This is a genomic window from Streptomyces sp. VTCC 41912 (genome assembly GCF_045799175.1).
Taxonomy (GTDB): domain Bacteria; phylum Actinomycetota; class Actinomycetes; order Streptomycetales; family Streptomycetaceae; genus Streptomyces; species Streptomyces albulus_C.
Genome location: NZ_JBJMAB010000007.1, coordinates 81,105 through 98,920 on the forward strand (window position 1 = coordinate 81,105; position 17,816 = coordinate 98,920).

The 17,816-nt window shown below is 71.7% G+C and carries 17 protein-coding genes and 2 pseudogenes; 12 read left to right on the top strand and 7 right to left on the bottom strand.

Features of this window, described 5'->3' with window-relative positions; translation table 11 throughout:
• Positions 1 to 182: 182 nt before the first annotated feature.
• From ACJ6WD_RS13190 to ACJ6WD_RS13200, 3 genes are all read right to left on the bottom strand, one after another.
• A complete protein-coding gene (locus ACJ6WD_RS13190; RefSeq protein ID WP_407615830.1) occupies positions 183 to 899 on the bottom strand; it encodes a S1 family peptidase in 717 nt (238 codons plus the stop codon).
• A 526-nt stretch (positions 900 to 1,425) separates the two neighbouring features.
• On the bottom strand, positions 1,426 to 1,959 hold the full coding sequence (locus ACJ6WD_RS13195) for a GNAT family N-acetyltransferase (RefSeq protein ID WP_407615831.1): 534 nt from the start codon (positions 1,957 to 1,959) through the stop codon (positions 1,426 to 1,428).
• Positions 1,960 to 2,184: 225 nt separating this feature from the next.
• Positions 2,185 to 2,415, bottom strand: a complete 231-nt coding sequence (locus tag ACJ6WD_RS13200) for a hypothetical protein (RefSeq protein WP_331246841.1) — start codon at positions 2,413 to 2,415, stop codon at positions 2,185 to 2,187.
• Here ACJ6WD_RS13200 and ACJ6WD_RS13205 point away from each other — a divergent pair.
• Positions 2,408 to 2,542: pseudogene (locus tag ACJ6WD_RS13205) on the top strand (alpha/beta hydrolase); the annotation flags it as partial. The gene ACJ6WD_RS13200 and the pseudogene ACJ6WD_RS13205 overlap by 8 nt on opposite strands.
• Positions 2,543 to 2,584: 42 nt before the next feature.
• Here ACJ6WD_RS13205 and ACJ6WD_RS13210 read toward each other — a convergent pair.
• Positions 2,585 to 3,757 (bottom strand): epoxide hydrolase, encoded by a 1,173-nt coding sequence (locus ACJ6WD_RS13210; RefSeq protein WP_407615832.1) that lies wholly within the window; start codon positions 3,755 to 3,757, stop codon positions 2,585 to 2,587.
• Between the two features lie 82 nt (positions 3,758 to 3,839).
• On the opposite strand from ACJ6WD_RS13210, the gene ACJ6WD_RS13215 reads away from it, so the two are divergent.
• Both ACJ6WD_RS13215 and ACJ6WD_RS13220 read left to right on the top strand, forming a co-directional pair.
• Positions 3,840 to 4,415: an ABATE domain-containing protein gene (locus tag ACJ6WD_RS13215; RefSeq protein WP_233659501.1), complete on the top strand. Its 576-nt coding sequence runs from the start codon at positions 3,840 to 3,842 to the stop codon at positions 4,413 to 4,415.
• 157 nt (positions 4,416 to 4,572) lie between these two features.
• Complete coding sequence (locus ACJ6WD_RS13220; protein WP_233659500.1) at positions 4,573 to 5,340, top strand: GNAT family N-acetyltransferase; 768 nt, start codon at positions 4,573 to 4,575, stop codon at positions 5,338 to 5,340.
• Positions 5,341 to 5,386: 46 nt separating this feature from the next.
• On the opposite strand, the pseudogene ACJ6WD_RS13225 reads toward ACJ6WD_RS13220, so the two are convergent.
• Together ACJ6WD_RS13225 and ACJ6WD_RS13230 are read right to left on the bottom strand one after the other, a co-directional pair.
• Positions 5,387 to 6,318 (bottom strand): annotated as a pseudogene (locus ACJ6WD_RS13225) (serine hydrolase domain-containing protein); the annotation flags it as partial.
• Positions 6,315 to 8,282, bottom strand: coding sequence for an ABC transporter ATP-binding protein (locus tag ACJ6WD_RS13230; RefSeq protein WP_407615833.1), 1,968 nt, complete (start codon positions 8,280 to 8,282; stop codon positions 6,315 to 6,317). The gene ACJ6WD_RS13230 and the pseudogene ACJ6WD_RS13225, both read right to left, overlap by 4 nt.
• Before the next feature lie 628 nt (positions 8,283 to 8,910).
• Between ACJ6WD_RS13230 and ACJ6WD_RS13235 the strand changes: the two genes are divergently transcribed.
• The 7 genes from ACJ6WD_RS13235 to ACJ6WD_RS13265 all read left to right on the top strand — a co-directional run bounded on the left by ACJ6WD_RS13235 (position 8,911) and on the right by ACJ6WD_RS13265 (position 14,460).
• Positions 8,911 to 9,732, top strand: coding sequence for a HipA family kinase (locus tag ACJ6WD_RS13235; RefSeq protein ID WP_037635891.1), 822 nt, complete (start codon positions 8,911 to 8,913; stop codon positions 9,730 to 9,732).
• A complete protein-coding gene (locus ACJ6WD_RS13240) occupies positions 9,729 to 10,124 on the top strand; it encodes a DUF3037 domain-containing protein (protein WP_016572999.1) in 396 nt (131 codons plus the stop codon). Before ACJ6WD_RS13235 ends, ACJ6WD_RS13240 begins: the two co-directional genes overlap by 4 nt.
• Before the next feature lie 236 nt (positions 10,125 to 10,360).
• Positions 10,361 to 11,122: a 3-oxoacyl-ACP reductase FabG gene (fabG, locus tag ACJ6WD_RS13245; RefSeq protein ID WP_233659498.1), complete on the top strand. Its 762-nt coding sequence runs from the start codon at positions 10,361 to 10,363 to the stop codon at positions 11,120 to 11,122.
• Between the two features lie 43 nt (positions 11,123 to 11,165).
• On the top strand, positions 11,166 to 11,936 hold the full coding sequence (locus tag ACJ6WD_RS13250) for an SDR family oxidoreductase (RefSeq protein ID WP_016573001.1): 771 nt from the start codon (positions 11,166 to 11,168) through the stop codon (positions 11,934 to 11,936).
• A 136-nt stretch (positions 11,937 to 12,072) separates the two neighbouring features.
• Complete coding sequence (locus ACJ6WD_RS13255) at positions 12,073 to 13,035, top strand: aldo/keto reductase (RefSeq protein ID WP_233659497.1); 963 nt, start codon at positions 12,073 to 12,075, stop codon at positions 13,033 to 13,035.
• Positions 13,036 to 13,113: 78 nt separating this feature from the next.
• Entirely contained in the window at positions 13,114 to 13,827 is a 714-nt protein-coding gene (locus tag ACJ6WD_RS13260) for a uracil-DNA glycosylase (protein ID WP_037682991.1), read from the top strand.
• 69 nt (positions 13,828 to 13,896) lie between these two features.
• On the top strand, positions 13,897 to 14,460 hold the full coding sequence (locus ACJ6WD_RS13265; RefSeq protein ID WP_233659496.1) for a hypothetical protein: 564 nt from the start codon (positions 13,897 to 13,899) through the stop codon (positions 14,458 to 14,460).
• A gap of 23 nt (positions 14,461 to 14,483) precedes the next feature.
• On the opposite strand, the gene ACJ6WD_RS13270 is transcribed toward ACJ6WD_RS13265, so the two are convergent.
• Complete coding sequence (locus ACJ6WD_RS13270) at positions 14,484 to 15,101, bottom strand: TetR/AcrR family transcriptional regulator (RefSeq protein WP_376440291.1); 618 nt, start codon at positions 15,099 to 15,101, stop codon at positions 14,484 to 14,486.
• A 161-nt stretch (positions 15,102 to 15,262) separates the two neighbouring features.
• On the opposite strand from ACJ6WD_RS13270, the gene ACJ6WD_RS13275 reads away from it, so the two are divergent.
• Positions 15,263 to 16,474, top strand: a complete 1,212-nt coding sequence (locus ACJ6WD_RS13275) for an FAD-dependent monooxygenase (RefSeq protein WP_407615834.1) — start codon at positions 15,263 to 15,265, stop codon at positions 16,472 to 16,474.
• 69 nt (positions 16,475 to 16,543) lie between these two features.
• The gene (locus ACJ6WD_RS13280) at positions 16,544 to 17,467 is read left to right on the top strand and encodes a Gfo/Idh/MocA family protein (RefSeq protein ID WP_376440297.1); all 924 of its coding nucleotides are present in this window, start codon (positions 16,544 to 16,546) and stop codon (positions 17,465 to 17,467) included.
• The last annotated feature ends 349 nt before the right edge of the window (positions 17,468 to 17,816 follow it).

Here is a 17,816-nt window from a genome sequence, read left to right on the forward strand (position 1 = left end):
CGGCCTGCACCTGGCCGAATTCGTGCGTCGTCGGACCACCGGGGACGGCGTGCCGACCCCCGCCCCCGCGTCCCGCACCGGACTTTCAGCCGATCCAGGGGCGGGGCGTTTCCAGGTGACGGCGACGGCCCTCGCCGCATCGCGACGAGGGCCCCGGGTCCCGCCGGGCGGGCGGCGCGGGCTCAGACCCCCGCGATCGACTGGATCCAGGAACGGTACGCGGTCACGTTGCTGTACGCCGTGCTCGTCTGGCGGTCGCTGGTGGAGGCGACGCCGACCTGCACGCCGTTCGTCATCATCGGTCCGCCGGAGTCGCCGCCGGCGGTGATGCCGTCACCCCAGGAGGCGCAGATCGCGGAGCCCCCGTAGGCGTCCGTGCAGCCACCGCTGACGGTGACGTTGGCGAACTTCAGGTACCGGGACTGGCAGTTGATCTCCGAACCGCACTGGGAGGTGGCGCCCCAGCCGTACACCTGCACGTTCTGCCCGACGCGCACCGAGCCGGGCTGTCCGAGGGTGGCATAGGTCGTGGACACCGAACGGTCGAGACGGACCAGCGCCAGGTCCGCTCCGTGGGTGTAGGTCTGCACGCCGTTGGCCGTGGTGCCGCCGCTGTACTGGTCCAGGCTCCCGATGCGGAACGACAGGGCGCCGCCGGCGACGCAGTGCTTGGCGGTGAGGATCCACGTCGGGGCGATGATGGTGGCCGAACAGGTCTCCTGGCCGTTCGAGTACAGCCGGGCGGCCCAGGGGCCGCTGTTGGCGTATTGCCCACCGATGATGGGCTGCGGCCCCTTGGTGCCTGGGGGAACCGGCGCCGCGCCTGCGGTGGGGGCGACGAGTGCGAGGACGGCGACGGCTGCGGCGGCGAGAGCGGGCACGAGCTTCGATATGCGCAAGGTTCCTCGATCCGGAAGGCACGCCACGTGAGACGTGCGTGTGCGGGGTCGATGGCCCGAGGGGCCGCGCCCACGGCGAACGCCCGGTGCGAAGGGGCGTTCGCCGTGAACACGACCATGCTCCCGTAGGGATTCGTGAACGGAGTACTAACGCTTGTCCATAACACGGAAGTTATGGAGCGCCGACTCGGCAGCCGGGGGTGGGGTCCCGCGGCCTGACTGCCTGGCTAGCTGCCTGCCTGCCTGGCTGGTGGTGGCCGGTGCGGATCTGCGCCGGCCGCACGCGGTGAAGGTGCGGGCGGCGGCGAACTCGACAGGCATGCCTGCGGCCCGGTGCCGGCGGCTCAACCACTACATCGCCCGCGAGCTCTCAGACACCGACACTGCGCGCAGCCCCATGCAGGCGCAGGTCCCGGTGGGGCAGCAGGGGCCGTCGTCTGCGCGCCCTACCCCGCGGGGGCCGATGCGGTCGAGGGCGCCTGGACACCAGTCGCCTGTCGCCCGATGATCCGAGGCCCCGGCTGGCTCATGCCTGGTACTCCGTGAGGTCGATGCTGTGAACGCGCAGCGGATGGCCGTGCACCGGGTGGATCGTCTCGCGCTCCAGCACCATGCCGAGCTTGCGGATGACGTTCTCGGAGGCCGTGTCGCCGGCCCGGCTGATGCTGATGACGTGGTCGAGGCCGCGGTCCTGGAGTGCGAACTCCAGCGTGGCCTGGGCGGCTTCGGACGCGTATCCCTGGCCCCAGAACTGTTGGCCGAGCCGCCAGCCGATCGCCACGGCGGGCCCCACCTCCGGCAGGAAATCAGGCACGTACAGCCCGGTGAACCCGGCCAGTTCCCCCGAGGCGAGCAGTTCGACGGCGAAGAGCCCGAAGCCCTCTTCGTCCCACTCCTCCTCCCATCGCTCGATGGCCTCCGCCGTGTGGTCCAGGTCGTGCACCGAGCCGTCGTCGACCCAGTGCATGACCCTAGGATCCGCGTTGATGTCGGCCATGGGCACGAGGTCGTCGTCGTCCCAGCGACGGAGCAGGAGGCGGGGGGTGCGGATCTCAGTCATGGCCCCCATCCTGCCGAAGACAGGGGACCCGTTGGTAATCGGGACTCGCCGTGCCGTCGCCCAGGCTCCTCTCCCTGCACGCCGCGCCGTCTTTTTCCAGGCGCTGTCGGGAGGACTGTCCCGCGCGGCCGTGCCCGGAGCGCGGGGAAGGAAGGCTGTGCCGTGGAACACGTGCGAGCTCATCCGTACCGGGCGGTCGCGGCCGTCGGCCCGCCCCGGCCCGGGTCACTCGCGGGTGTCCGACGGGCCGAGCACGGCCTGTGAGACACGGGACCGGGCGCGCAGGACGTACGGCCCCGCCCACAGGCCGAGGAGGACCTCCGCCACGCCCACACCGGCCGCGACGTGCGTGGTGTGGCTGCTCAACGGGACGAACAGGAACCAGGCGCCGTCGAAGGCGGGAGCCGCGGACTCCCAGAGGTACGGCAGGGCGATGCCCAACAGGGCGGGCGTCACCCGCCGCCCCGTCCCCCCGATCCAACCCAACGGGACCGCCGCGCAGGTCTGGGAGCTCCCGACCGGCCACGACAGCATGATCACCATGCCGGGCGAACTCGGCGAACTGCTTCTCAAGCTCCCCTAGTGCCGCATCGGGCGGTGATCGAGCGCCGCCACCGAGCCGCGTTCACTGCTTGGCGGCCAGCACTGCCGCGAGGCCCTCTTGCAGATCTCTGACGAAATACTCGGGGACCTCCAGTGAAGGGAAATGTCCGCCGATTTCTGGCTCCGTCCACCGGACGATCTGCCGGTACCGCTCCTGCGCCCAGGGCCGCGGACTCTTCTCGATGTCGCGGGGATACATGGTGATCGCCGACGGCACGTCGACCCGGAGTTCGGGATCGAGGGAGTTGTGGCTTTCGTAGTAAATGCGGGCCGATGATGCGCCGGTCCGCGTCAGCCAATACAGCGTGACGTCGTCGAGAATCCTGTCTCTGGAAATCGTCTCGAACGGGCTGTCGTCGGTGTCCGACCACTCGGCGAACTTGTCGAGGATCCAGGCGAGAAGCCCGACCGGTGAATCGACGAGCGAGTAGCCGATGGTCTGCGGCCGGGTCGCCTGCTGCTTCGCGTACGCCGCGCGGTGGCGCCAGAAATCGCGGGTCTCCTCGGTCCACCTGCGCTCGACCGCCGTGAGCCCGTCCGCCGTCAACCCGGGCGGCGCCTCCGCGAACAGGGTGTGGATGCCGAGAACGTGCGCCGGGAACCTGCCGCCGAGAACCGTGGTGATATTGCCTCCCCAGTCGCCGCCGTGGGCCACGAACTCGCGGTAGCCGAGCCTTCCCATCAGTTCCACCCATGCGGCCGCGATCCTTTCGGTTCCCCATCCGGTGGCGGTCGGCTTGTCGCTGTAGCCAAAGCCCGGTAGCGACGGGGCCACGACGTGGAACGCCGGCGCGTCCGCAGCCTTCGGATCCGCCAGTTCGTCCACCACGTCGACGAACTCGGCAATGCTGCCCGGCCAGCCGTGCGTCAAGAGCAGAGGAGTGGCATCCGCGCGGGCGGATCGGCGGTGCAGGAAATGGATTCCCAGATCATCGATGGTCGTGCGGAACTGGCCGATCTGGTTGAGGCGCTCTTCGAACGACCGCCAGTTGTACCCGGTGCGCCAGTAGTTCACGACATCGACGAGGTCGGCGAGCGGGACGCCCTGTTCCCATCGGCGGCGGCCGGGCGCGGCGCGGTGGACCGTCTCGGCCTCCGGTAGCCGCGCCGCGGCCAGTCGTGCACGCAGATCGTCGAGGTCGGCGTCAGTTGCGTGGGCTTCAAATGCTTGCACGTCGCTGGTGGGACGGGGCATGAGACCTCCTGGCCATCGCGGAACCGGCTAAGGCGGTTCTAGCAGTCCTCCGAGCCACGCCGCAACCGGCTAAGGTGGTTCCATGCGTGCTGGGTTTCCTGACTTCCGCCTCGGCAAGGTGCTGGCCACCAGCTTCACGGGGACCCTGTCCGAGCGTCATGGTGACCCCGTGGAGCGCATTCCCACGCCGCACCGACTCATGGACTGGCTGGCGGTCAACGGCCTCGCCGTGGACTCCTGCACCGCCGCCCAGCTCGACCTCGCTCGCGAACTGCGGGAGTCGATTCACGCCGCCGCGACGGCGGCCGCGACCCAGGCCGCGCTCCCCGCGTCCGCCGTCCACGTCATCAACGACCGCAGCGTTCAGGGCCGGGCCGCGGCCGTCCTGACGCCCGAGGGCGAGCGGCGATGGCGGCTCGGCTCGGCTTCCTGCGTGGAGGACGCCCTCAGCGTGATCGCCGCCGACGCGATCAGCATCATCGCCGGCGAACGAGACGGGAAATTGGCCCTGTGCGCATCGCCGACCTGCCAAGCCGCCTTCTTCGACACCAGTCAAAGCCGCACCCGCAGATGGTGCGACATGAACACCTGCGGGAATCGTCAGAAGAAAGCGCGCTTCAACGCCAACCAGCGCAAAAACCTCAGACCAGCGGAGTGATCGTTGCCCCGGTACGTTCTTGCCGCCCTCGGCCCGAGTCCGCGCGGGCCGAGGGCGGCTACCGGGAGGCCGCGGCTGGTGGCCGTTTCGGGTAGGGGCCGGCCCGGTCCGCTCTATTTCCGTTGCCTCGCGTGCCTGGCAATGCTGGAGTGGGCGGATGGATCAGGACACAGTGCTGGCGCTCTTCGATCGCGAGATGCGACAGGGCATCCGGGCCGATGGGCCCGGAGCCCGGGTGGAGCGGGTGGGCGGCGTCGTACGCCATGTCGGCGCGGACGCCGACGGCTGGAACGGAATCGTCTGGTCGGACCTGGACGAAGCCACCGCAGACGCCGCGGTCGCGGAGCAGGTGGGGTACTTCACCTCGCTGGGGCGCGGGTTCGAGTGGAAGCTGTACGGCCACGACCGGCCGGCCGACCTACCGGGACGGCTGCGGGCGGCGGGGTTCGTGCCCGAGCCCGAGGAGACGCTGATGGTCGCCGAAATCGACGACCTGCCCACGCGCGTCGACCTGCCCGAGGGTGTGCGCCTGCTGCCGGTGACCGATGCGGCCGGGGTCGAGCTCGCGGTGGCCGCGCAGGAGCGGGCGTTCGGCGAGGCGCGGCCGTACCACCGGCAGCTGTTGCTGGGCCAGCTGGCCGCCGGCCTGCCTCCCGCGGTCGTCGCCATGGCCGGTGACGTGCCGGTGAGCGCGGCGCGGATGGAGCTGCACCCGGGTACGTCCTTCGCGAGCCTGTGGGGCGGGGGCACCGTGCCGGAGTGGCGCGGCCGGGGCGTCTACCGGGCCCTGGTCGCCTTCCGTACCCGCATCGCGGCCGAACACGGCTACCGCTACCTCCAGGTCGACGCGTCCGACCAGAGCCGTCCGATCCTGCGACGCCTGGGGTTCGTACCGCTGTCCACCACCACCCCGTACGTACGCTGACCTCACCGGGAACGGGGCATCGACCGACGGGGCGTCGCGCGACGTCACCGCCGTGGCCCCAGTAGGCACCGCCGCACGACAGTGGCCTGCTGATGAGCCCCAGTCCGTAGCCGGCGCCGGTGTTCCCGATGGGGACGGTGGTGCGCATCTGGGCGAGCTGGGCGGCTGGCAGGAGGCGGCCGGTGAGGAGCGCGGTGAAGAACGTGTTGAGGTCGGAGTTGGTGGAGGTCATCTGGCCCGCGGCCCAGCCCGCGGAGGGGCCAACTCCGTGCTGTCGCGCGGAGGTCCGCCCGCTGGACCCCTTTGGTAGCCCTTGGGATGGGGTTCTCGGATGGTCCTGTCACCAGGGGCGGGAAAGTAGGTGTGGCGCAGCCCGACGCTTTGGATGATGCGCTGGTCTGTCTCCTCGGCGAGGGGCCGGCCGGTGACTTTCTGGACGATCAGGCCGGCCAGCACGTAGTTCGTGCTGCTGTACTCGAATGTCGCCCCGGGGGTGAAGCGGGCCTTGTGCTGGAAGGCGATGTCCAGGAGGTCGCGGGGGTCGAAGTACCGGTGCCGCATGGTGGCGTCCTCGATGCAGTCCACGTAATCGGGAAGGCCACTGGTGTGCTGGAGGAGCTGACGGACGGTGATGCGGCGTCCGTCGATCCCCTCCCCGCGTACGAGACCCGGCAGATAGGTGTCGACCGGTTCGTCGAGGCCGATCTTCCCTTCACCGTCCAGTTGCAGCACGATCACCGCGGTGAACGTCTTGGTGTTGCTGCCGATCCGCACCTGGCCGTCCCTGGGCACCTTGGAGCCGGTGGCCAGGTCGCCGACCCCCGCGGTGTAGGTACCGGCGCGGCCCGCACGGTCCTTGACGCTCGCCAGCGCGGCAGGCAGGCCGTCGGAGCGCACCAACGCGTTCAGGCCCTCCTGGACGGTGCCCGGCCTGGCGGCAGCAGACGCGGCGGGCGGCGCCAGGGCATTGGTGCTCAGCTGGGTGGCGTGGGGTGGGGGAGCGTGGTCCGAGGCGTTTGGCTGTACTGGGCGGCCTGCATCTCGTAGAGCGCGCGGTAGTGCCCGCCGTCCAACTCCATCAGGTCCGTGTGGCTGCCTTGTTCCACGATGCGGCCGTGGTCGAGCACGTAGATCAGGTCGGCGCTCGCGGTGGCTGCGAGGCGATGGGTGATCAGCACTACCGTCGTGGTGTCATCGGTCAGCGACCGCAGTGCCTGGAACGCCTCGATCTCCGCTCGCGGATCCAGGGCCGAGGTCGGCTCGTCGACGATCACCAGGGGCGCTCGTCGATACCGTGCCCGAGCGCTCCCCATGCGTTGCCATTGACCGCCGGAGAGTTGGGTGCTGCGCTCGAAGCCGCTGACGATGATGCTGTTCCACTGCTCGGGTAGCGATTCCACCACGCCCAGCGCATCGGCCTCGTGGGCGGCCTGTTCGATCCGGGCCTGGTCCAGGTCGATTTCGGGGCGGCCGATGTGGACGTTGGCACGAGCGGTCATCGGCCATCGCGGGAAGTCCTGACAGAGGAGGGCCACCTTGTCGAAGACGGCGTCGCGGTCCGCTTCACGAAGGTTGACGCCGTTGACGAGCAACTGGCCCTTCGACGGGAGGTAGAGGCCGGCGAGGAGTTTGGACAGTGTCGTCTTGCCGGAGCCGTTCTCCCCGACCAGTGCGACGACCTTCCCCGCAGGGATCGTCAGCGACACCTCCGACAGAGCGGCCTTGTCGGCGTCCGGGTAGCTGAACGAGACGTTCTCGCACCGCACTTCGACGGGCCCCGAAGGAAGCGGCTGACCGCCGGCGGGGATCGCGTCGGCCTCCGCCACCTCGTACGCCTTCTCCAGGTCGGACAGGTACATCGACTCCTCGTAGAGCCGGTTCATCGTCTGCACCAGGCTGCCGAGGTTCTGGCTGGAGGTGCGCACGGCGACCACCGCGGTACCGGCAGCCGCCAGTGGGATGTGGCCGTACCACAGCAGGGCCCACAGGGCGCCGTAGGAAACCAGTGCGGCCATCCCGGACAGCACCGCGGCCACCAGGTCCGTGCGGGCCTCGGCGTAGGCCAGGCGCTGCTTCTCCTGGGCGGAGGTGGCGGCCATGTCCTCGTAGGCGCCCGCCAGCAGTTCGCCGGCCCGGTGGGCTTTGACCTCTGGACCGGCGGTCGGTCGGGACAACTGGTAGGTCACCATGTCGGTGGCCCGTACGTGGTCGAGCCAGGCTCTGCGTGAGGCGTAGGCGCGGCGTACGACCGCGACCGCTCCCCAGGCTTTGGGGGTAGCGATCAGCAGCAGGGTCAGGACGAGGAGCGGATGCAGCAGGGCCAGAACGCTGGCTGCCGCGACCAGGCCGATGAGGGTGTTGACGACCTGGATCGTCGAGCCCAGCATCGAGCGAATGGAGCGGATCCCGTACCGGCCCGCGTCCAACGCGCGTTGTGCCTCCTTGTCCTCCAACGTGGCCAGTTCGACGCGGGCCAGCCCGCGGTAGTAGCGGGCCGTGCACGCCCGCTCGATCTTCGGTTCCAATCGGCCGGAGGCCGCCACGCTCACGGCCGACAGAAGGGAGGACATCGCGGTCACTGCGGCGGCCGCGCACAGCGCTGGAGCAGCGTCCAGCAAACGCCGTGTGGTGGGTCCGCCGGAGAAGACGGCCACGAGCACCTGGTTGGTGGCCACGAGCGTGAAGGCGCGCATCACCCCGATCCCCAACTCCGCGGTGAGCAAGGTCACTAGGGCGCGTAAGTCCTCGCGCCACGCGGCCCTCGCGACGATGGCCATCATCGCCGGGAACTGGCGGGCCATCTTCCAGAACGACAGCCGCAGCAGGGGATCCTCGTACTGCGCCCACGCCTTGTCGTGCCGGAGGACACCGCTGAACAACAGCTTCTCGCTCTTCGAGAGCGCCGGTTGCCGCGTCGGCCTGCGCCGGAGGGAGGCGATCATGCCCACCCACCCGCATCCGAGCCTGCTGAGTCGATCACGCGGGGACATGACGGTCTCCAGACGGTGAGAGGTCGGGATGTCGTCGCGTTCAACGAGAGCGACCGGCCTTTCGAACTCCTGTGTTTCGGACGCGATGAGATCCCGCCGGAGAGCGAGGGAACGTTCGTTCCGGGTGCCTGCCCCTTGTCCGCAGCGGGATGCCCTCCGGACGGTCGTGGCCGAAACGCCGGGCTTGAGGCACCTGGGTTCAAAGGAACTCCCGAGCACCGTGTGGCAGTCCGCAGTCCGCAGTCCGCAGGCGGCGCCGAAGGACGGGTTCCACGTGCTGTGGCGCGCCTACGCCTCCCTGTTGTCGGAGGCGGGGGAGTCCCTGGCGACCGTCGAGCGGTGGTTCGGGCACTCACCCCCCGGCCATCACGCTCGGTTACTATGCTCACTTCATGCCGGAGGCCGGACGCGAAGGTCGCACCGCCCTCGACGGGCCGCTCGGGCGAGCGGGGCGAGCCGTGCGCCGGCCGATTCTCCCCAGGTTCTCCCCGGGGCTGATCGGGGGCGCTTCCGGGGCGTGTACCACTGTGAAGCCGACCGTTGACTCTAAGGAAAATGACCCGTGGGGCCTAGGAAAGCGTTGAGGGAGGTCGTTGCGACCCGCTATGTCACGCCCTTGCGTGAGGGTGGGTCGCTCCCCGGGATTGTCGAGGGGGACGACCTCGGTACCTACATCATGAAGTTCACCGGCGCCGGGCAGGGGCGCAAGACGCTGGTCGCGGAGGTGATCTGCGGGGAGTTGGGGCGGCGGCTCGGGTTGCGGGTGCCGGAGTTGGTGCAGATGGAGCTCGACCCGGTGATCGGGTTGAGCGAGCCGGACCAGGAGGTCCAGGCGCTGCTGAAGGGCAGCGGGGGGTTGAACCTGGGCATGGACTACCTCCCGGGATCGCTGGGCTTCGACCCGCTCGCCTTCGAGGTGGGTGCGCGCGAGGCGGGCCGGGTCGTGTGGTTCGACGCGCTGATCAACAACGTGGACCGGTCCTGGCGCAATCCCAACCTGTTGGTGTGGCACGGTGAGCTGTGGCTGATCGACCACGGTGCGGCGATGATCTGGCACCACAACTGGCCGACCGCGGAGCGGGCCTCGGCCCGGCCGTACGACGCCTCCGACCACGCGCTGGCCACGTTCGGGCCGGACGTCGCGGCGGCGGCCGAGGAACTCGCGCCGTTGATCACCGAGGAACTGCTGACCGAGATCGCCGCGGAGGTGCCGGACGTGTGGTTGGACGGCGAGCCGGGTTTCGACGCCCCGGACGAGCTGCGGCAGGCGTACGTGCGCACGCTGCTGGCGCGGGCGCGGACGATCAGCGAGCACATCACCATCGGGGAGCCGACGAAGGACAAGCCGTCGCAGGCACCGCAGTGGCTGACCGGCAAGGCGCCGCGGAGGGCCGTGAAGTGAGTGGACTGCACAACGGGCGCGACGTCTTCGAGTACGCGCTGCTGAAGGTCGTCCCGCGGGTCGAGCGCGGGGAGATGATCAACGCGGGGGTGGTGGTGTACTGCCGGGCACGGCGGTTCGTCGAGGCCCGCACCCACCTGGACGAGGCCCGGCTGCTGGCGCTGGACCCCACGGTGGACGTGGCCGGCGTGCGGGCCGCGCTGTGCGCCGTGGAGGGCATCTGCGCAGGGGGCGCGCGGGCCGGCCAGGCGTCGGGCGAGGACCCGGGGCAGCGCTTCCGCTGGCTGATCGCGCCGCGCAGCACCATCGTCCAACCGGGCCCGGTGCACACCGGGCTGACCACCGACCCCGCCGTGGAGGCGGAGCGGCTGCTGGAGCTGCTGGTGCGCTGAGCGCGCGTGGGCGCGCGTGGGCGCGCGGTGCGTGGGGCGGGTCTCCCTTTTGGGGGCCCGCCCCACGCGTCGTTCGCGGCGGGTGTGCGGTGGTGGGGCGTTGACAGGGGGTGGTCGGGCTTCTAGCGTCAGCCCTGCTGAGGCTACTAAGCGGTTGCTCACCCCGATCGGATCGGGGTCGACCGCCGGTCCAGGTGTTCGAGGTTTTTCGACGATCGAGGGTGAGGAGAACCCGCATGTCCACCACCGAGCAGCGCGTCGCCATCGTGACGGGCGCGGCCCGCGGCATCGGCGCGGCCACCGCCGTGCGCCTGGCCGCCGAAGGCCGCGCCGTCGCCGTACTCGACCTCGACGAGGCGGCCTGCAAGGACACCGTCGAGAAGATCACCGCGGCCGGCGGCAAGGCCCTCGCGGTCGGCTGTGACGTCTCGGACAGCGACCAGGTCGCGGCCGCGGTCGAGCGCGTCGCGGCGGAGCTGGGCGCGCCCACCGTCCTCGTCAACAACGCCGGTGTGCTCCGCGACAACCTGCTGTTCAAGATGACCGACACCGACTGGGACACGGTCATGAACGTGCACCTGCGCGGTGCGTTCCTGATGTCGCGGGCCTGTCAGAAGCACATGGTGGACGCGAAGTTCGGGCGGATCGTCAACCTCTCCTCCAGCTCGGCGCTCGGCAACCGCGGCCAGGTCAACTACTCGGCGGCCAAGGCCGGTCTGCAGGGCTTCACCAAGACCCTCGCCATCGAGCTCGGCAAGTTCGGCGTCACCGCGAACGCCGTCGCCCCCGGCTTCATCGCCACCGACATGACCGCCGCCACCGCCGAGCGGGTCGGCATGGACTTCGAGGAGTTCAAGACCGCGGCCGCCACCCAGATCCCGGTGCAGCGCGTCGGCAACCCCGACGACATCGCCAACGCGGTCGCCTTCTTCACCGCCGAGGCCGCCGGCTTCGTCTCCGGCCAGGTCCTGTACGTCGCCGGCGGCCCGCTCTGCTGACCGCCCGACCGACCGCAGGAGCACAGGAGCAGGAGGACTCGACATGACAGCGCAGGACAGCGGGCTCCCCGAGCCCTCCGGCAAGGTCGCCCTGATCACCGGGGCCAGCCGCGGCATCGGGTACGGCATCGCCGAGGCCCTGATCGCCCGCGGGGACCGGGTCGTCATCACCGGTCGCAACGAGGACGCCCTGAAGGAGGCGGCCGGGAAGCTGGGTGCCGACCGGGTGCTCACCATCGCCGGCAAGGCGCACGACGAGGCGCACCAGGCCACCGTCGTCGAACGGGCCATGGAGACCTTCGGCCGGGTCGACTACCTCGTCAACAACGCCGGCACGAACCCGGTGTTCGGCCCGATCGCCGACCTCGACCTCAACGTGGCGCGCAAGGTCTTCGAGACCAACGTCGTCTCGGCGCTGGGCTTCGCCCAACGCACCTGGCACGCCTGGCAGAAGGACAACGGCGGCGCGATCGTCAACATCGCCTCGATCGCCGGCGTCGCCCCCTCGCCGTTCATCGGCGCCTACGGGATCAGCAAGGCGGCGATGGTGAACCTCACCCTCCAGCTGGCCCACGAGTTCGCACCGGTGGTGCGGGTCAACTCCATCGCCCCCGCGGTGATCAAGACCAAGTTCGCCGCGGCGCTCTACGAGAACCGCGAGGAGGAGGCGGCGGCCGGCTACCCGATGGGGCGGCTGGGCGTCCCGGAGGACATCGGCGGGGCCGCGGCCTTCCTGCTGTCCGAGGCGGCCGGCTGGATCACCGGGCAGTCGCTCGTCGTCGACGGCGGACTGTTCCTGAACGCCGGGGTGTGACGGCCCGGGGGCGCCGGCGCGGGCGGCCCCGACCGGGCTTGCCTTCGTGTGCACTCCAAGCGGCAGAGTCCGTGGTGCCGGTCCCGACGCGGGGCCGGCACCACTCGTGTCCAGGGACCTGTCAGGGAGAGACGCCATGCACCACCGCACGCTCGGCGGCGACGGACCGCGGATCAGCGCCCTCTGCCTGGGGGCGATGCCGTTCGGCACCACCGTGGACGAGCGGACCGCGTTCGCCCTCCTGGACCGCTTCGCCGAAGCCGGCGGGACGTTCGTCGACACCGCCGACAACTACGCCTGCTGGGTACCCGGCGCGACCGGCGACGAGAGCGAGACGGTCCTCGGACGGTGGTTGCGCAGCCGCCGCGCGCGCGAACGCACGGTGCTCGCCACCAAGGCCGGCGCCCGGCCCGACCCGGCCCGCGGCCCCCACTGGCCCGCCAACGCCGAGGGGCTCGGCGCCCGCGCCCTGCGCACCGCCCTCGACGGCAGCCTGCGCCGCCTGGGCACCGAGCGGGTCGACCTCTTCTACGCGCACGTCGAGGACCGCACCGTCCCGCTCGCCGAGACCGTCGAGGCACTGGCCGGATGCGTCCAGGACGGCCGGGTCGGCGCGCTGGGGGCCAGCAACCACGCGACCTGGCGGCTCGCCGAGGCCCGACAGCACGCCGCCGCCCGCGGACTGCCCGGCTTCCGCGCCGTGCAGCAGCGGCACACCTACCTCCGGCCGCGCCCGGAGCCGGCGGCCGGCCTCCAACGGGAGACCGACGAGGAACTCCTCGACTACGCCGCCGCGCACCCCGACCTGACCCTGCTGGGCTACTCGCCCCTGATGGAGGGCGCCTACACCCGCCCCGACAAACCACTGCCCGAGCGCTACGACCATCCGGGGACGGTGGTTCGCAGCCGGGTGCTGGCCGAGGTGGCGGCCGAGTGCGGGGCCACCGCGAACCAGGTGGTGCTGGCGTGGCTGATGGGCGGCCCGGTGCCGGTGGTGCCGGTGCTCGGGGTCAGCTCGGTGGCCCAGCTGGACGAGTGCCTGGCCGCGCTGGACCTCGCCCTGGACCCGTACCAGCGGGCCCGGCTGGACACCGCCTGAGGAGTTGGGGAGGCTGTCGTGCGGGTCGGCGGACGGCCCGTTTCGGGGACTGTCAGTGGTCGCCGGTAGGTTCTCCCGATGAGAACGGAACGCACACCGGAGGTTGTTGACGTGGTCACCGACATGCTGCCCGAGTCCTGGCGCGGGGTCCTGGGCGAGGAGTTGGAGAAGCCCTACTTCAAGGAGCTGATCGACTTCGTCGAGCAGGAGCGGGCGGCGGGGCCGGTCTACCCGCCCCGCGAGCAGGTCTTCGCGGCGCTGGAGGCCACGCCCTACGACCAGGTGAAGGTGCTCGTCCTTGGCCAGGACCCGTACCACGGCCCCGGCCAGGGGCACGGCCTGTGCTTCTCCGTGCAGCCCGGGGTCAAGACGCCCCCGTCGCTGCGGAACATCTACAAGGAGATGAAGGAGGAGCTCGGCCACCCCGTTCCGGACAACGGCTATCTGATGCCGTGGGCCCAGCAGGGCGTCCTGCTGCTGAACGCCGTGCTCACCGTCCGCGAGGGCGAGGCCAACTCCCACAAGGGCAAGGGCTGGGAGAAGGTCACCGACGCGGTGATCCGCGCCGTCGCCTCCCGCCCCGACCCGGCGGTCTTCGTCCTGTGGGGCAACTACGCCAAGAAGAAGCTCCCGCTGATCGACGAGGAGCGGCACGCCGTGGTGCAGGGCGCCCACCCCTCCCCGCTCTCCGCGAAGAAGTTCTTCGGCTCCCGTCCCTTCACCCAGATCAACGAGGCGATCGCCGCCCAGGGCCACGCCCCGGTCGACTGGCGCATCCCCGACCTGGGCTGACCGGCCGCCCGGCAGGTCGCGCACGTCGCGCGGAGCGTCCCGGTGGCGGTTAGCGTCGGGGGGGAGCCGGTGGTGGCGAGCGACGACGGGAAGTGCGCGGTGGTGGAGCAGCGGCCGGAGGCGGAGCCCGAGGACGGCGTGCTGACCCGGCTCGGTCAGGCGATCATGCTCCACCGCGCCGGCGACCGCGAGGAGGCCCGCAACCGGCTCGCCGCGCTCTGGCAGGAGATCGGCCCGCGCGGCGACGCCTTCCACCGCTGCGCCCTCGCGCACTACTTGGCCGGTACCCAGGACGACCCCCGGGACGCCCTGGACTGGGACCTGCGGGCCCTGGCGGCCGCTGAGGGCTTCGTCACGGAGCGGCCCGTCCGGGCCCGGCCCGCCGCCGCACCGGCCGGGGGCACGGGCCCACGCCACCCGTTCGCCGCGCTCCGGGCGTTCTTCCCCGCGCTCCACCTCAACCTCGCGGCCGACTACGCCGGACTCGACCGCCCGGCGGACGCCCGTGCCCAGCTCCGGCGGGCCCGCGCCTCGGTGCGGTCCCTCGCCGAGGGCGAGCACCGCCGGCGCCTCACCGCCGCGATCGTGCGCCTGGAACTACGGATCGAGGGCGCCCCCGGGGCCACCAGATAGCGGTGCCCGTGCGGGCCGCCGCCTCAGTTCCGCAGCATCCCGTCGAGCACCTCCGCGCACGAGGCGCGCAGCGCGTCCCGGGTGGGCGGCGCGGCGTGGAACTGCCCCGCGACGCAGGAGAACAGCACCCCGTCGCACCAGGCCACCAGCGCCAGCGCGTGCCGCTCCGGCGCGGTGGACCCGGCCGCCGTCAGCAGCGCCACCACGGGCTCCCGGAAGGTCCGGCCGGCCCGGTCGTAGACCTTTCGCAGCTCCGGTCGGCGGGTGGCCTCCAGCGCCAGTTCGTAGCGGGCCACCAGCAGCCCGCGGTGGTGCGAGAGGTAGCGGTGCAGGGCGCGCGCCAGGGCGTCGGCCAGGGCTGCCGGAGCGGCGGCCGTCGGGTCCGCGGCGCCCAGCAACGCGTCCGGGGCGAGCACCGCCGCCTCGCGGTCGGCCAGCCGCCGCACCGCGGCCTCCAGCAGCGCCGCCCGGGTCCGCGCGAGGTTGGACGTGGAGCCCTGCGGCAACCCGGCCGCCTCGTCGACGGCCCGGTGGGTCAGCCCCCGCATGCCGCGCTCGGCGAGCAGGTCCAGCGCGGTGTCGGCGATCAGCCGTTGGCGGGGGAGCGGGTCGGGGGAAGCGGTGGCCTTGCGGGTGTTCATGCAGGTGAGCCTAGTGGTGCCGAGCAACGGTGACTACGTCCGTAGTGCGCCTGTCCCGCCGGTCACTACAGGTGTAGTCTCATGGTGTTCGGCACTACAGATGTAGTCACATCGGGGTCGGGATGCACGCCACCCGTCCGCGACTACCGGGAGGCGGCACCATGCGGCAGCGCACCGCGATCGTGATCGGCGGCGGGATCGGCGGGCTCACCGCCGCGGTGGCCCTGGACCGGCGGGGCTGGCGGGTCACCGTCCTGGAACGGGCCGCCGCCCTGGAGCCGGTCGGCGCCGGCATCGGACTGGCCCCCAACGCCCAGCGCGCCCTGGACACCATCGGCGTGGGCGACGCGGTCCGCGCCATGGCCTCCCGCCAACTGACCGGCGAGATCCGCCGGCCCGACGGGCGCCTCCTGGCCCGCACGGACAACGCGGCGGCCGTCCGGCGGTTCGGCGGGCCGGTCGTCATCGCCCACCGCGCCGACCTCATCGCGCTGCTCGTCGACCGGCTGCCCGGCACCGCGGTCCGCACCGGCACCCCGGCCACCCTCGTGGACCCCGGCGATCCGCTGCGCGACGACCGGCCGGCCCGGGTGCGGACCACCGCCTCGGACGGCGCGTCCGCCGACCTGACCGCGGACCTCGTCGTCGCCGCCGACGGCATCCACTCCGCCACCCGCCGGGCGCTCTTCCCCGACCACCCCGCACCCCGCTACGCCGGCTTCACCACCTGGCGCCTCGTGGTGCCCGCCGCCGGTGCCGCGGGGCTGGCCACACCCGACACCGCGCACGAGACCTGGGGGCCGGGCGGCCTGTGGGGCACCCTGCCGCTGCACGACGGGCGGATCTACGCGTACGCCACCGCGGTGGTCCCGCCCGGAGGCGGACGGTCCGGCGCCGACGAGCGCGCCGAACTCCTGCAACGGTTCGGGTCCTGGCACCGCCCGATCCCCGAACTCCTCGACGCCGTCGGCCCGGACGCCGTCCTGCGCAACGACGTGCACGCCGCGGCCGCCCCGCCGCCCGCCTTCCACCACGGGCGGGTCGCGCTGCTCGGCGACGCGGTCCATCCGATGACCCCCAACCTCGGCCAGGGCGGCTGCCAGGCCGTCGAGGACGCCGTGGTCCTCGCCCACGGGGCCGCACCGGACGCCACCCTCCCCGCCGCGCTCGCCGCCTACACCCGGCAGCGGCTGCCCCGCACCACGGCCGTGGTCCGCCGGTCGGGACGGATCGGCCGGCTCACCACCTGGCGGTCCCGACCCGCCTGCGCACTGCGCGGCGCCCTGGTCGCGGCCACCGCCCGGCTGGCCCCCGACCTCGCGCTGCGCGCTCTGGACGGCATCGCCGACTGGCGGCCACCGACCGCCCCGTAAGCTGCGATGACCGGACGCCCGGCCGCCCGAGACCCGGGCATCGGGACCGTGGAACCAAGGGAGAGACGCGTGAAGGTCGGCTGCATCGGACTCGGCGACATCGCACGGAAGGCGTACCTGCCCGTGCTGGGCGCACGGCCCGGGATCGAGCTGCACCTGCAGACCCGCAACCCGGCCGCCCTCCAACAGGCCGGCGACGCCTACCGGCTGACCGCCTCGCACCTCCACGCCGACCTTGACTCGCTGCTGGCGGTCGCCCCGGACGCCGTCTTCGTGCACGCCGCGACGGTCGCCCACCCGGAGATCGTGACCCGGTTGATCGAGGCCGGGGTGCCGACCTACGTGGACAAGCCGATCGCCTACGACCTCGCCGACACCCGGCGGATCGTCGCCCTCGCCGAGCAGCGCGGCGTCAGCCTGGCCGTCGGCTTCAACCGCCGCCACGCCCCCGGCTACGCGCAGTGCCGCGAGCACCCCCGCGAGCTGATCCTGATGCAGAAGAACCGCACCGGCCTGCCCGAGGATCCGCGCACGCTCGTCCTGGACGACTTCATCCACGTCGTGGACACCCTGCGGTTCCTCGCGCCGGGCGAGATCGACCACGTCGACGTCCGGGCCCGGGTCCGGGACGGACTGATGGACCAGGTGGTGCTCCAACTCTCCGGCGACGGACGCCTGCCCGGGCACCACGGGTTCACCGCGATCGGCATCATGAACCGCCGCAGCGGTTCGGCCGAGGAACGCCTCGAAGTGTCCGGAGGGGACACCAAGCGCGAGGTCGTGAACCTCGCGGAGGTCATCGACCACAAGGGCCAGCCCACCGTCCGCCGCCGCGGCGACTGGGAGCCGGTCGCCCGACAGCGCGGCATCGAGCAGGTCGTGCTCGCCTTCCTCGACGCGGTCCGCGCCGGCGAGACCGTGAGCGCCGCCGACGCCCTCAAGACCCACGAACTCTGCGAGCACATCGTGCGCGAGGCGACGCAAGGGGGGTGAGGGCGGGGGCCTGGTCGTCGACCCCTGACGGTTGATTTCTTCGCGGCCAGCCGAGTTGCCGGCCGTCCCGGCCGACGCGTTGGCGTCGACGGCCGGTGCGTGCAGTCCGTGCCTGCCGCTGCCAGGGCCAGGGGGCGCCGGGCCCACTGCTGCGGCTTCCCTTGTACGCGTACCCCCTTCTGCGCGAAGCCGCTGGGTGACCGGCTCCAGTCGACGACGGCCGCATGTCGTCCGGATGCCCGCAAGGCTCTTGCCGCGAAGGGCCTAAAACCGGCAATGGCGACGCAGTCCGACTTCACCCCCTCGGTGGCGACTTCACCAGTTTGCCAAGATCATTTCTCCTTATATA